The organism is Brevibacterium sp. NPDC056726 (assembly GCF_042790515.1).
GTDB classification, from domain to species: Bacteria; Actinomycetota; Actinomycetes; order Actinomycetales; family Brevibacteriaceae; genus Brevibacterium; species Brevibacterium sanguinis.
The window spans coordinates 328,757-341,863 of the sequence record NZ_JBHTYZ010000004.1; the positions used below are offsets into that span (position 1 = coordinate 328,757).

The following is a 13,107-nucleotide window of genomic DNA, read 5'->3' on the forward strand; positions in this document are numbered from 1 at the left end:
TCGGGAATCCGAGGGGCGCTCGGCACTCTGTGGGAACGGGGGCAGGCCAGACGGCTCTTCGTACGGATCGGAACTGGGCATCGGCCACCTCCCCGGCGAGATTCCCCCAGTGCACGCCCGCGGGACAATGAGCTTCCGCGAGGGATGCCACCATATCTGTAGTCAGCGTAGCAGGACGTCGGCACCGCGAGCCTGCCTTGCCGGCCTCAGTCCACGAACTCCGTGAGGACGCGGACCATGTAGTCGGCCATGAGCCGGCCCTGCAGGGTCGGTGAGAAGCGGCCGCTCTCGACCGCCTCGGCGTCGAGAAGCCCCTGCTTGACGAAGGTCCTGATCGCGGCGTCGCTGCCGGGGGCCAGCGTTTCGAGCGGCAGCTCGGAGTCGATGCGGGCGGCGAGCATGATCCGTTCGATCTCCCGCGTCGACGCCGAGAGCACTTCCCGGCCGATCGCCGGCGAGTCACCGGCGCGCAGCCGGTCGGACCAGGCTCGCGGGTGCTTCGCGTTCCAGAACCGCACTCCCCCGATGTGCGAATGCGCCCCCGGTCCGAAACCCCACCAGTCGGCATTGCGCCAATACGCCATGTTGTGGTCGCAGCGGGTCGCCTCCGACGTCGACCAGTTGCTCACCTCGTACCAGTTCAGGCCCGCGGAGGCCATGGCGGCATCGGCGATCTCGTACTTGTCGGCGAGATCGTCCTCGTCGGGCATCGGCAGCTGCCCTCGACGGACCATCACTCCCATCTTCGTGCCGGGTTCGACGATGAGCGAGTACGCGGAGATGTGGTCGACGTCGCCCTCGAGCGCGGCCTCGAGGGAGGTCCTCCAGTCCGCGATCGACTCGCCCGGAGTGCCGTAGATGAGGTCGAGGCTGAGTTCGAGGTCCGCGTCCTTGATCCACCGGGTGACCTCGGGGATCTTCTTCGGATCATGCGTGCGGTCGAGCGTGGCGAGCACGTGCGGCACCGCCGACTGCATGCCCACCGACATCCGGGTGAAGCCGGCCGTCGCGAGCGTGTCGATGTAGCCGGGGTCGAGCGTGTCGGGGTTCGCCTCGGTCGTCACCTCGACGTCGGGGGCCAGCCGGTAGCGGGCGCGGATGTCGTCCATCACCCCGGCGAGCACCTCGGCGGGCAGGAGCGTCGGGGTGCCCCCGCCGAAGAAGATCGTCCCGACCTCACGGTCACCGGCCCCCGCCTCGGCGAGGACCCGGGTCGAGAGATCGAGCTCACGGGCGATCATCGCGCGGTAGTCCTCGCGGTTCGCGCCCGGTCCGAGCTCGTCTGCGGTGTAGGTGTTGAAGTCGCAGTACCCGCACCGGACCCGGCAGTACGGGACGTGGACGTAGAGGCTCAGCCGCGTGTCGGTCCCGGTCCCCGCCGAGGCGGGAAGGGAACCGTCGAGCGGCGGGATCTCACCGAGCGGTTGTGCCGGCACTTACTTCTTGGCGTCCTTCTTGTCGGGCTCGTCCGAGGACAGGGCGGCGATGAAGGCCTCCTGCGGGACCTCGACGCTGCCGACCATCTTCATCCGCTTCTTGCCCTCCTTCTGCTTCTCGAGCAGCTTGCGCTTGCGGCTGATGTCGCCGCCGTAGCACTTCGAGAGCACGTCCTTGCGGATCGCGCGGATGGTCTCGCGGGCGATGATGCGCGAGCCGATGGCGGCCTGGATCGGCACCTCGAACTGCTGGCGGGGAATGAGTCCGCGCAGCTTGCCGGCCATGAGCACCCCGTACCCGTAGGCCTTGTCGCGGTGGACGATCGCGGAGAACGCGTCGACCTGGTCGCCGTGGAGGAGGATGTCGACCTTGACGAGATCCGCTGCGTCCTCACCGTCGTCGGCGTAGTCGAGGGAGGCGTACCCCTTCGTCCGGGACTTGAGCTGGTCGAAGAAGTCGAAGACGATCTCCGCCAGCGGCAGCCGGTAGCGGATCTCCACGCGGTCCGAGGACAGGTAGTCCATGCCCTGGAGCTTGCCGCGACGATCCTGGCACAGCTCCATGACCGCGCCGATGTAGTCACTCGGCGTGAGGATGGTCGCGCGCACCATCGGTTCGCGGACCTCGCGGATCTTGCCGGTCGGGAACTCGCTCGGGTTCGTCACGACGACCTCCGAACGGTCCTCGAGGGTGACGTTGTAGATCACGCTCGGGGCGGTCGAGATGAGGTCGAGGTCGAATTCGCGCTCGAGGCGCTCCCGAACGATCTCGAGGTGGAGCAGGCCGAGGAACCCGCAGCGGAAGCCGAAGCCGAGTGCGGTCGAGGTCTCGGGCTCGTAGACGAGTGCGGCGTCGTTGAGCTTGAGCTTGTCGAGGGCATCGCGCAGCGCCGGGTAGTCGGAGCCGTCGATCGGGAAGAGACCGGAGAACACCATCGGCTTGGGTTCGGAGTATCCGGCCAGGGGCGCCTCGGCGGGGGCCTTCGTCGCGGTCACGGTGTCGCCGACCTTCGACTGGCGGACGTCCTTGACGCCGGTGATGAGGTAGCCGACCTCACCGACGCCGAGTCCCTTCGTCGCGATCGGCTCCGGGGAGGACACGCCGATCTCGAGGAGCTCGTGGGTCGTGCCCGTCGACATCATCGTCACCTTCTCCCGCGGGGAGAGCGAGCCGTCGACGACGCGGACATAGGTGACGACACCGCGGTAGGTGTCGTAGACGGAGTCGAAGATCATCGCCCGGGCCGGAGCATCGGCGTCGCCGACGGGGGCGGGAATGTCGGTGATGATCCGGTCGAGGACGCCCTCGACGCCTTCGCCGGTCTTGCCGGAGACGCGGAGGACGTCGGCCGGGTCGCTGCCGATGAGGTTCGCCAGCTCCTCGGCGTACTTGTCCGGCTGCGCGGCGGGCAGGTCGATCTTGTTGAGGACGGGGATGATCGTGAGATCGTTCTCCATCGCGAGGTAGAGGTTCGCGAGCGTCTGGGCCTCGATGCCCTGCGCGGAGTCGACGAGGAGGAGCGCACCCTCACAGGCGGCCAGCGACCGGGAGACCTCGTACGTGAAGTCGACGTGTCCGGGGGTGTCGATCATGTTGAGCGCGTACGGGGTGCCCTCGGTCTCCCAGGGCATGCGTACGGCCTGCGATTTGATCGTGATGCCGCGCTCGCGTTCGATGTCCATCCGGTCGAGGTACTGCGCGCGCATGTCGCGGGGCTGGACGACTCCGGTGATCTGGAGCATCCGGTCGGCCAGGGTCGACTTGCCGTGGTCGATGTGGGCGATGATGCAGAAATTGCGGATCAACTCGGGTGAGGTTGCGGACGGTGTGATCCGCTGGAGTGCTTGTGGCGACACCTGAGGTGACATGAACGCCCTTTCTTCAATTCGTGCGAACCTCCATTGTTCCACGAGTTGGTCCCCGGGCCGGAATCCGCGCAGGCGGGAAGTCTTGCCCGGTTCGCCGGTGTCGCATTGCCCAGTTCGCCGTGCTCAGCTTGCCCGGTTCGCCGGTGTCGGCCCGCCCGGTTCGCCGAGGTGGGCCCGGGAAATCTCGGCGGATTTCCCTCCGTTCGCCGCGGACGTCGGCGATGATGGTCTCATGAGCGACTTCACCGTTATGAGCTTCAATCTCCGCTACCCGGCGATGGACGGGCATCCCGTCGCCGAGCGCCTGCCGGTCGCCGCCGAGCTCATCCGCGCCGCCCATCCGCATCTCATCGGCACCCAGGAGGGCGAGCTCGACCAGCTCGAGACCCTCATCGAACTCCTCCCCGATGAGTACATCTGGCTCGGCGAGGGGCATTCGGGCGGCAATGCCGGAGAGTTCACGGCGATCATCTGCGACTCCACCCGCTTCGAGGTCGAGACCGTCGACATCAGCTGGCTGTCGGAGACCCCGGACACCGTCGCCTCGGAGTCGTGGGGCGTCTCGCATGCCCGCACCCTGACGACGGTCGACTTCAAGGACCTCGAGACCGGCCGGGCGCTGCGGCTGCTCAACACCCACCTCGACCACAAGTCCGAACGCGCGCGGCTCGAGTCCGCGAAGATCATGGCGGAGACCATCGCCGAGGTGGCCGTCCCCTGCGTCGTCACCGGTGACTTCAACGTCGCCACCGGAGCCCCCGTCTACGACTACTTCGTCACGGACCTCGGCCTCACGGACACCGCCGCTGCGGTGCCCGGGGAGGACATCGGCACGTTCCACCGCTACAAGGGACCCAAGGCCGGGGAGCCGCGCATCGACTGGATCCTCACGACGCCGGGGCTGGAGACCGTGGCCACCCGCATCGACACCTTCAACGTCGACGGCACGTACCCGTCCGATCATTTCCCCGTCGAGGCGACCCTGCGCTGGACCGGCGACGTCCGGGCATGAGGCGCGGACTGCGGACTCCCGTTGCCGCCGGACGCTTGCCGGTGCCGGCACGAAGACTGGGGTGTCACGCCGGTTCAGGGGGTCACCCGGCCGCAGCTGGTGCCGGAAGCCGGTCCGTCGTTCGGCGACAGAGTGCTGTCAAGGCCGTCCACTAGGCTGGGTGGCATGAGCTGGAGATCAATCGTCAATCGTGCCGTGAAGATCGGTGTCCGCGAGGGCATGAAGTACCTCAAGGAGTCGCAGAGCAAGCGGTCACAGGGCGGGCAGTCCGGTGGCCGGCCTGCTCCCCGGCCGTCCTCGCAGGGCCAGTCGCGTCCGGGCGGGGGAACCGCCTCGGCGCCGGGCGGGGCACGGACGACGAACGCACGCACCGGCGGCTATCCCGGTGACTACCGCGGACCGGTCACGGTCTCCTACTCCCCCGATCTCGACGGCGACGCCGATCCCGGTGAGGTCGTGTGGGGCTGGGTGCCGTTCGAGGAGGATCATTCGCAGGGCAAGGATCGGCCCTCGCTCGTCATCGGCAAGGACGGGCAGTGGGTGCTCGTCCTCATGCTCACGAGCAAGGATCGCATCCCCGGCGGGATCGGCGAGGTGCGCTCGGACGGCGGTGCGCGGTGGATGAACATCGGCAGCGGTGACTGGGACTCGCAGGGCCGGCCCTCGGAGGTGCGCCTCGACCGCATCATCCGCCTCGATCCGAACGGCATCCGCCGGGAGGGCGCGGTGATGTCGCGTGAGGTCTTCGCCCTCGTCGCCGCCGAATTCGACTGAGGGCGGTCGCCTGGTAGGATATGTGCTTGTGTCTTCATCAAGGCGTGTGTCTCGCCGAGGTCGGGTGAAGATGCCGTCCGACACGATGTCATCGAGGTGTTTCCCCGCGGAGATGACGCGCTCGTGCGGATGTGCCCTCACGACCATGTAGTACGAACACGAAAGAGTGTTGAAATTGGCTAATATCAAGTCCCAGATGAAGCGGATCAAGACCAACGAGAAGGCTCGTCTGCGCAACAAGTCGGTGCGCACCGAGGTCCGCGGTCTCATTCGCGACGTCCGTGAGAGCATTGCTGCCGGCAACAAGGACGAGGCACAGCAGGCTTATGCTGTGGCCGCCCGCAAGCTCGACAAGGCTGTGTCGAAGGGTGTTCTGCACAAGAACAACGCTGCGAACCGCAAGTCGAGGCTCGCCAAGCAGATCAACGCTCTCTGAGTTGATGGCTTCTGAAAGGGCCCGATCCGCACTGCGGATCGGGCCCTTTCGCTTGCCCGGGAACTTCGCTTGTCCGGGAACGGGCGCCGGGACGAGGTCCGCTCAGGTCACCGGAAGGGGACTCGCCTAGGACACCGGAGCGGGGTTCGCGCAGGACACCGTGACGGGGTTCGCTCAGGTCACCGCCTGGGGGCTCAGCGGGCGCGGGCGAGCCGACACACTTCGGAGACGAACGTCTCGACGGCGTAGACAGGGTCGCGGCCGCCGCCTTTGACGGCTTCGTCCGCCTCGGCTGCCGCGATGAGGGACTGTCCGAGGGCGACCTCGTTCCAGCGCCGCACCTCCCGCCGGGCCCGGTCGACCTGCCAGGGCGCCATCTTCAGTTCGGCGGCGAGCTCGCCGCTCGATCCCGAGAAGCCCTGGACCTTCGCCATGCCCCGCAGCTTCATCGCCACGGCCGCCACGAGCGGCACCGGATCCGATCCCGTCGACAGCGCGTGGCGGAGCAGGCTGAGCGCGCTCTTCGCATCGCCGGAGACCGCGGCATCGGCGACCTTGAAGCCGGTCGCCTCGACCCTGCCGCCGTAGTAGCGATCGACGACGGCGCTGGTGATCGTGCCCTCCGTGTCCTCGATGAGCTGGTCGACGCCGGCGTTGAGCTCCGAGAGGTCGGCACCGAGGGCGGACATGAGCGCTTCCATCCCGGATTCGTCGATCTGCCGCTTCGCCGACTTGAAGCGCGCCTGGGCGAACTTCGCCCGGTCGCTCTCGTTCTTCAGCACGGCGGCATCGATGCGCGGAAATCCGGCCGCGTCGATCTTCTTCACGAGCTTCGCACCGCGGTTGCCTCCGCCATGGAGCAAGAGGACGACGGCGTCGTCGTTCGGTTCGTCGAGATAGGACACCGCGTCCTCGAGAAACGGTTCGGAGCACTTCTCGACGGCGTCGACGACAATGAGCTTCGCACTCGAGAACAGCGACGGCGAGGCCGCCATCTCGAGTTCTCCGCCCTGGTACGCGGCGGCGTCGAACTCGACCTCCTCGGGGTCCTTCTTCCGGGCCGCGGAGACGATCCGATCCTTGGCCATCCGCACGAGCACCGATTCGCCGCCGGAGATCATGACGACGGGCGCGGGCTTCGCCGAACTCCAGGGGATCAGTGTCTTCTTCGCTGCCATGCCCCCAGCCTATCGTCCGCCCGGGACACGACCGTCGTCGTCCTCGCCGCCGGCACTGACGCAGCCGCGCGCCGTGCTGAAGCGGGGCCCGGAGTAGAGGGCAATCGTCCCGCACTCGTCGGTGCGCAGCACCCTGACCGGCCCGAACGCTTGGAGAGACCGGTCAGTCGGGTGTCCGTAGCGGTTCTCCCCCACGGAGACGATGCCGAGCTGCGCGCGAGCCGCCCGATAGAAGTCGACGGAGAGATCCGAGGACCCGTGGTGCGGGGCGAGCAGCACGTCGGTGGGCGTCAGGCTCTGCGCGAGGACGAACTGCTCCTCCTCGCCGACATCACCGGGGATGAGGACGGTGAGCCCGCCGACGTCGATGCGGAAGACGAGGGAGTCCTCATTGCGCGCGGCCGTCCCGGACTCGGACCCGCCGCTGCCCTGCCCGGACTCGGACCGGCCGTTGCCCTGCCCGGTCCCGCCCGCGTCGTCTCCCTCGGTTCCGCCTCTGCCCTCAACAGGTGGGCCGGCCCCAGCAGGCGGGACCGACGTCCTTCCGCTGGGCGGCACGCCCGTGCCCCCACCGGGCGGCCAGAGCACCTCGATGGCCACTCCGTCGATGTCGAGGCGACGTCCGCGGTCGAGGGGAACCACCTCGGCGCCGGTGTCCCGGACGAGCTGCGCGACGTCGGGACTGCCGATGACGTTGGCTGACACCCACACCTGACCCACCGTCCGCGACCACGCGGTGCCGGCCGCCCCGCCGCTGTGGTCGGCGTCGAAATGGGAGATCGCGAGGTCGACCTCAGCGATCCCGCTGTCGTCGAGGCACGCATCGATCGGCCCCGGCTCCTTCCCCGCATCGATGACGAGGCCCCGACCGTCGCCGAGGTTGACCACCGTCGCCGACCCCTGTCCGACGTCGCACACGAGGACGAGCCAATCCCGGGCAGGCGGACGCGGACTGCCCACGACGACGACCGCCGCCCCGAAAGCGATCGCGAGGACGACGACCGGCGCGCCCCAGAGCCGTTTGCGGATGAGCAGGACGACGCCGACGGTGAAGAGCGCGAGCACCGCAAGGGCGACCAGCGACCCCACCGGTGGATCCGGCCACGCGAGCGATGCCCCGGGCAAGCGGGCGCAGACCCGCGCGACGGCGACGATCCACCAGGCGCACAGCGAACCGAGCCAGGCAGTGAACTCGGCGATCCACGGCAGTCCGGGCAGGCCGATCCCGCCGGTCACCAGGGACACGAACCCGGCGATCGTCGCCGGGAGGACGGCCGGAGAGGCCAGCGCGTTCGCGACCACCGACCAGCCGCCCAGGCGCGGATCGATGGCGACGAGCACCGGGGTGCACGCGAGCTGCGCGACGAGCGGGACGACGAGCGCGCTGACGAGCACGGACGGGGCGAGCGGAAAGCGGACGAGGAGTCTGCGCAGCAGGAGCGGGACGACGAACATGATGACCGTCGTCGAGATGACCGAGAGGACGAATCCCACCGAGGTGGCGAGCACCGGCACACCGGTGAGGAGGAGCGCGACCGTGGCCGCGATGACGGCGACCGGGGCGATCCCGCCGCCGCGGAGGAAGACGAGGGCGACGGCGACTGCCATGCCGGCGGCGCGGATCGCGCTCGGTTCGAAGCCGACGACGAAGACGTAGCCGAGGCAGGTGAGCACGCCGACGGCGGCGCGGGTCCGCGGACCCGCTCGGCATGCCCCCGCGAGAAGGCCGGCGCCGAGGCTGACGATCGTCACGTTCGTCCCCGACACCGCGGACAGATGGGTGAGGGAGACGACGCGCATGTCATCGGTCATCTGCGCATCCTGCGGCTCAGTGTCCCCGACGACGAGGCCGGGCAGCAGCGCACCGCCGCTGGTGCCTGCGGCGAGCGAGTTCTCGCGCAGGGTCGCGCGCACCTCCGCCCGCCACCTCCACACGGCGTTCGGTGCGCGCGTCACGCGGGGTTCGTCTCGGGTGATGCGGATGTCGTCGAGGCGCTCGGTGCGCATCTCGACGTGCGCACCGGCGGGCGGGACGGCGGGGGCGAGCACCTCGGTGAAGCCACCGCCGGTGAGCAGAGTGAGGCGTGACCAGCCCGACGGACCCGGCGTCGAGGCCCCGACGACGATCCCGTTCGTCTCCGTGTTCTCCACAGGACCGCGCGCGGAAGTGAGCACGCAGATCTGGACTGCGGCGAGGCACGCGAAGACGACGAGTCCGACGCCGAGGTGGTGGAACCGGCGGCGATGGACGACGACGAAGCCGAGTCCGATGAGGACCGGGACGCCCACGAGCGCCCAGGGGCCAGGTGCGAGGAGGGCGAGTACCCAGAGCCCGCCGGCGCAGAGGACTAAGCGCACCGATGACGGCCACAGCGTGGCCGTCGTCCGCGCCCACTGCCAGCCTGCGCGAGTCTGCCTGCGCACCCAGTCCGCCGCCTGCTGGGGCCCAGGCTTCTGGGGCCCAGCCGCGCGTCGCTGCCGCGCCGCGGCGCGTCTCCGCGGCCGAGGTTGTCGTCGGGTGTGCGGCGCAGTGTGTGTTCGAGGCTCCGGTCCAGTCCGCGGCCTGATTCCCCACCGGGTCTGCGGCCCGGGCTGTGGTCGCTCGGCTCCGGCGGCCTCCTCATCCGACGGTGACAAGGTCCTTGAGACTCTCGAAGGTCTTCGGGCCGATGCCCTTGACGAGGAGGAGGTCCTCGATACTCGTGAACGGGGTCTGTTCGCGGTGGGCGATGATCGCCTGGGCGGTGACGGGGCCGACCCCGGGCAGGGTCTCCAGGGTCGCCGAGTCCGCCGTATTCAGGTCGATCTTCCCACCGGGCACCGCACCCGGCCCGCTGCCGGGAGGTGCTGGGGCGGTGGGCGCACCAGGCCCCTGGCCTCCTGGGGACTGGCCGTCCGGTGCAGGGCCCGGCGGCTGTCCGCCCGGGGCCTGACCAGCGGGTGTCTCGCCGACTGCCGGGATGCGGATCTGCTCGCCGTCGGCGACGAGCCGGGCGAGGTTGACCGCTTCCGCGTCGGCGTCGCCGGTCAGTCCCCCAGCCGCCTCGACGGCGTCGCTGACCCGTGAGCCGCCGGGCAGCGTGACGACGGACGGGTTGGCGACTTCGCCCGTGACATGGGCGACGACCTGCTGGTTCGCCGGCTGATCACCGGGTCCAGCGCTGTCCTCAGCCGACCCGGGTTCTCCGCTGCCGCCTTGACTGTCGGCCGCCTCGGCGGATGATCCTTCCGACACGACACCTCCTGCGGTCGGATCGGACGGGCTCTGCGTCTGCGTCGGCCGGAACACGTAGAACGCCAGGACGAGCACGGCGGTCGTCGCCACGGCGAGGGCGATGAGTATGGGCAGGCGGACGCGACGCGGCGGGACTGGTTCCTCCTCGCCCTCGGTGCCGGCGGTGTAGATGTCGCCGGGAACCCATCCGCCGCGTTCGGCGCTCGCGTTGACGAGGCCGGCGAACCTGTCATCGGGGGACACAGCCATGCGCGCACGCTACGACGGGCACGGCCACGGGCTCCACGCATTCGGCCGGCCCTGTGGACAGTGCGCGAGCGTCCACAGGCTCTCAGCACACGAGTCGCCGCGTCATCCACACCCGGCCGCACCCGAGTCCGTGGCGGGCTGGGAATTGTCCGGCGACGGTGCGGGGAAGCCGCGGTCAGACACCTCACGCGGACGCCCGACACGACTTTGCGCCAGTCTGCTCTGAGATGGCCTAGGCAGCCTTGGCCATCTCAGACTCAACTGGCGCACACTGGCCTTCCGGCTCACTTGGGTTTCGAGGGCTCACGTCATTGCCTGAGCCCTCCGGCCCCAACAGTGCCGCAGCCACCAGGCCGCGAGGGACACCAGTGCTTTCGGCGGGCGGGGGTAGGGCGGTTGAGCAACGGCTTGTCCTGCGCGGGAAGTCGCGGTCCGACACCTCACGTCGGCGCTCGACGCGACTTTGCGCCAGTCTGCTCTGAGATGGCCAAGGCTGCCTTGTCCATCTCAGACTCAACTGGCGCACACTGGTCTTCCGGCTCACCTGGGTTTCCAGGGCCCACGTCATTACCTGAGCCCTCCGGCCCCAACAGAGCCGCAACCGACCGTGCGAGCAGTCCAGACCGGCCTGCCGCACGAGGCCAGCCGCACCCCGACCAGCAGGCGCCCGGCCACCCCGACTACGGGGTGGTCTGGACCGTGATGCCGAGGGCGCCGGGGCCGACGTGGGCGGTGATGATCGGCGAGAGCGTGCGGAACGTCGGCGTCAGGCCCCGATCGACGAGCTTCTCGGTGAGGGTGACGACGTCGGGGGCGTCGGGGCTGCCGTCGGCGTGCTGGATCTCGACCTGCAGGGGCCGGTCTCCCCCGCCGAGGCTCTCCGCCGTCTCCCCGGCGATGACGCTCATCCGCTCGAGCGCCTTCGCCCGGGTGCGCACCCGGGCGACCGGGGTGACGACTCCGGCCCCGAGCCCGAGCACCGGCACGATCTGCAGCGCGCGCCCGAGCAGCGAGGACGCGGCCCCGATGCGACCGCCTCGGCGCAGGTGTTCGAGGTTCTGCGGAGCGAAGACGGTCATCGTCTCCCCCGCACACCAGTCGGCCACGGTGCCGGCGATCGATGCGACGTCCTCGCCGCGCCCGATCCCGGCAGCGGCGACCGCGACGGCCCCGGCGAGTCCCGCCGAGGTGGTGCGCGAGTCGACGACGTCGATGAGCACCGGCTGGTCGGTCGCCGCGGTGACGGCCGAATCGCGGGTGCCCGAGAGCTCCCCGGACATCGTGACGACGATGATCGCCTCGGCGCCGTGGTCGATGAGATCGGCGTACGCGGCGGCGAACCGAGCCGGTGTGGCCATCGAGGTGCTCACCTCGGAGCCGGCGTCCATCGCCGCACACAACCGGTCCGGATCGAGCTCCCCGTCGATGTAGGCGACCCCGTCGATGAGCACGGTGAGGGGGACGACCGCGAAGAGTCCGCCGGTGGTCTCGCGCAGCCGGGCCGCCTCGGCGTCATGGAGCTGGGCGGTCGAATCGGTGACGAGACCGATCCTCATGGCCGGCCCAGCGCCCGATACGTCCACCCCGCCGACCGCCACGTGTGCGGGTCGAGCACATTGCGCCCGTCGACGAGCACCCGCCCGGCCACGAGACCGCCCACGACCTCCGGGTCGAGGTCCCGGTACTCCTGCCACTCGGTCAGCAGCAGCACCGCATCCGCCCCGGTCAGCGCCTCTGTGGTGTCGGTGACGAAGCTGAGCTCGGGAAACGCGCGGGACGCATTCGCCACGGCCTCCGGGTCGGTGACCGTGACGACCCCGCCCTGCGTGCCGATGAGCCGGGCCACCGCCAGCGCCGGGGAGTCGCGGACATCATCGCTGTCGGGTTTGAACGCAGCCCCCAGGATCGTCACCCGCTTGCCGATGAACGACCCGCCGAGCGCATCCCGGGCGATGTCGACCATCCGCACCCGCCGGCGCATGTTGATCGAGTCGATCTCCTTGAGGAACGCCACCGCCTGATCGGCCCCGAGCTCCCCGGCCCGGGCCATGAACGCCCGGATGTCCTTGGGCAGACATCCCCCGCCGAACCCGAGCCCGGCGTTGAGGAACTTCCGCCCGATCCGATCGTCCATCCCGATCGCATCCGCGAGCAGCGTGACATCGGCCCCGGAGGCCTCACAGAGCTCGGCCATCGCGTTGATGAAGGAGATCTTCGTCGCGAGGAACGAGTTCGCCGCGGTCTTCACGAGCTCGGCGGTCGCGAAGTCGGCGACGAGCCGCGGCGTGTCGGCGGAGAGCATCGGCGCGTAGACCTCGTCGAGGGCCGCGGTCGCCGCGACCCCGGCCTCGCCCTCGGCGACCCCGTAGACGAGACGGTTGGGGTGGAGGGTGTCCTCGACGGCGTGTCCCTCACGGAGGAACTCGGGATTCCACATGAGCATCCCCCCGGCCGGTTCGACGAGGGCGGCCAACCGGGCCGCCGTGCCCACCGGCACCGTCGACTTCCCGACGACCACCGCGCCGGGCGCCAGATGCGGCAGGAGCGAGTCGACGGCAGCATCGACGTACGTGACGTCGGCGGCGAACTCCCCGCGCCGCTGCGGGGTGCCCACGCACACGAAGTGGACGCTCGCCTCGGCGGCCCGGGAGACATCCGTCGTGAAGTCGAGGCCGCCCTTCTCCTGCCCCTCGACGAGGAGGTCGGCGAGTCCCGGTTCGAAGAACGGCGGGCGTCCCTCACGCAGAGCCGCGATCTTCGCCTCGTCGACGTCGACGCCGACGACCTCGTGACCCAGCGACGCCATGGCCGCCGCATGCACGGCTCCCAGATACCCACAACCGATGACCGAAATCAACACCTGGCACTACCTCGTTTCGTCCGAGCATTTTCACGCACACTATATGCCACCTGCATGC

At 69.5% G+C, this 13,107-nt stretch carries 10 protein-coding genes; 3 read left to right on the forward strand and 7 right to left on the reverse strand.

Annotation, left to right across the window (positions count from 1 at the left end; genetic code table 11):
* Positions 1–206: 206 nt before the first annotated feature.
* Together hemW and lepA are read right to left on the reverse strand one after the other, a co-directional pair.
* Positions 207–1,436 (reverse strand): radical SAM family heme chaperone HemW, encoded by a 1,230-nt coding sequence (hemW, locus tag ACFQ91_RS10460; RefSeq protein ID WP_198498923.1) that lies wholly within the window; start codon positions 1,434–1,436, stop codon positions 207–209.
* Entirely contained in the window at positions 1,437–3,305 is a 1,869-nt protein-coding gene (gene lepA / locus ACFQ91_RS10465; protein ID WP_232623613.1) for a translation elongation factor 4, read from the reverse strand.
* Between the two features lie 232 nt (positions 3,306–3,537).
* On the opposite strand from lepA, the gene ACFQ91_RS10470 reads away from it, so the two are divergent.
* From ACFQ91_RS10470 to rpsT, 3 genes are all read left to right on the forward strand, one after another.
* Entirely contained in the window at positions 3,538–4,317 is a 780-nt protein-coding gene (locus ACFQ91_RS10470; RefSeq protein WP_198498924.1) for an endonuclease/exonuclease/phosphatase family protein, read from the forward strand.
* A 165-nt stretch (positions 4,318–4,482) separates the two neighbouring features.
* Entirely contained in the window at positions 4,483–5,091 is a 609-nt protein-coding gene (locus ACFQ91_RS10475) for a type II toxin-antitoxin system PemK/MazF family toxin (protein ID WP_198498925.1), read from the forward strand.
* Between the two features lie 175 nt (positions 5,092–5,266).
* Positions 5,267–5,527: a 30S ribosomal protein S20 gene (rpsT, locus tag ACFQ91_RS10480; RefSeq protein WP_137823915.1), complete on the forward strand. Its 261-nt coding sequence runs from the start codon at positions 5,267–5,269 to the stop codon at positions 5,525–5,527.
* Between the two features lie 194 nt (positions 5,528–5,721).
* Here rpsT and holA read toward each other — a convergent pair whose 3' ends face one another.
* The 5 genes from holA to ACFQ91_RS10505 form a co-directional block, all read right to left on the reverse strand.
* Positions 5,722–6,705 (reverse strand): DNA polymerase III subunit delta, encoded by a 984-nt coding sequence (gene holA, locus ACFQ91_RS10485; protein WP_198498926.1) that lies wholly within the window; start codon positions 6,703–6,705, stop codon positions 5,722–5,724.
* Between the two features lie 9 nt (positions 6,706–6,714).
* A complete protein-coding gene (locus tag ACFQ91_RS10490) occupies positions 6,715–9,129 on the reverse strand; it encodes a ComEC/Rec2 family competence protein (RefSeq protein ID WP_198498927.1) in 2,415 nt (804 codons plus the stop codon).
* A gap of 196 nt (positions 9,130–9,325) precedes the next feature.
* Positions 9,326–10,189, reverse strand: a complete 864-nt coding sequence (locus ACFQ91_RS10495; protein ID WP_198498928.1) for a ComEA family DNA-binding protein — start codon at positions 10,187–10,189, stop codon at positions 9,326–9,328.
* Positions 10,190–10,869: 680 nt separating this feature from the next.
* Positions 10,870–11,745 (reverse strand): DegV family protein, encoded by an 876-nt coding sequence (locus tag ACFQ91_RS10500; RefSeq protein WP_198498929.1) that lies wholly within the window; start codon positions 11,743–11,745, stop codon positions 10,870–10,872.
* Positions 11,742–13,049, reverse strand: coding sequence for a UDP-glucose/GDP-mannose dehydrogenase family protein (locus ACFQ91_RS10505; protein ID WP_198498930.1), 1,308 nt, complete (start codon positions 13,047–13,049; stop codon positions 11,742–11,744). The genes ACFQ91_RS10500 and ACFQ91_RS10505 overlap by 4 nt, the downstream gene beginning before the upstream one ends.
* Between the last annotated feature and the right edge of the window lie 58 nt (positions 13,050–13,107).

Coding starts and splice junctions, on each gene's coding strand:
- ACFQ91_RS10500 (WP_198498929.1), bottom strand. CDS start 11,745: ATGAGGATCGGTCTCGTCACCGATTCGACCGCCCAGCTCCATGACGCC.
- ACFQ91_RS10470 (WP_198498924.1), top strand. CDS start 3,538: ATGAGCGACTTCACCGTTATGAGCTTCAATCTCCGCTACCCGGCGATG.
- ACFQ91_RS10475 (WP_198498925.1), top strand. CDS start 4,483: ATGAGCTGGAGATCAATCGTCAATCGTGCCGTGAAGATCGGTGTCCGC.
- holA (WP_198498926.1), bottom strand. CDS start 6,705: ATGGCAGCGAAGAAGACACTGATCCCCTGGAGTTCGGCGAAGCCCGCG.
- ACFQ91_RS10495 (WP_198498928.1), bottom strand. CDS start 10,189: ATGGCTGTGTCCCCCGATGACAGGTTCGCCGGCCTCGTCAACGCGAGC.
- lepA (WP_232623613.1), bottom strand. CDS start 3,305: ATGTCACCTCAGGTGTCGCCACAAGCACTCCAGCGGATCACACCGTCC.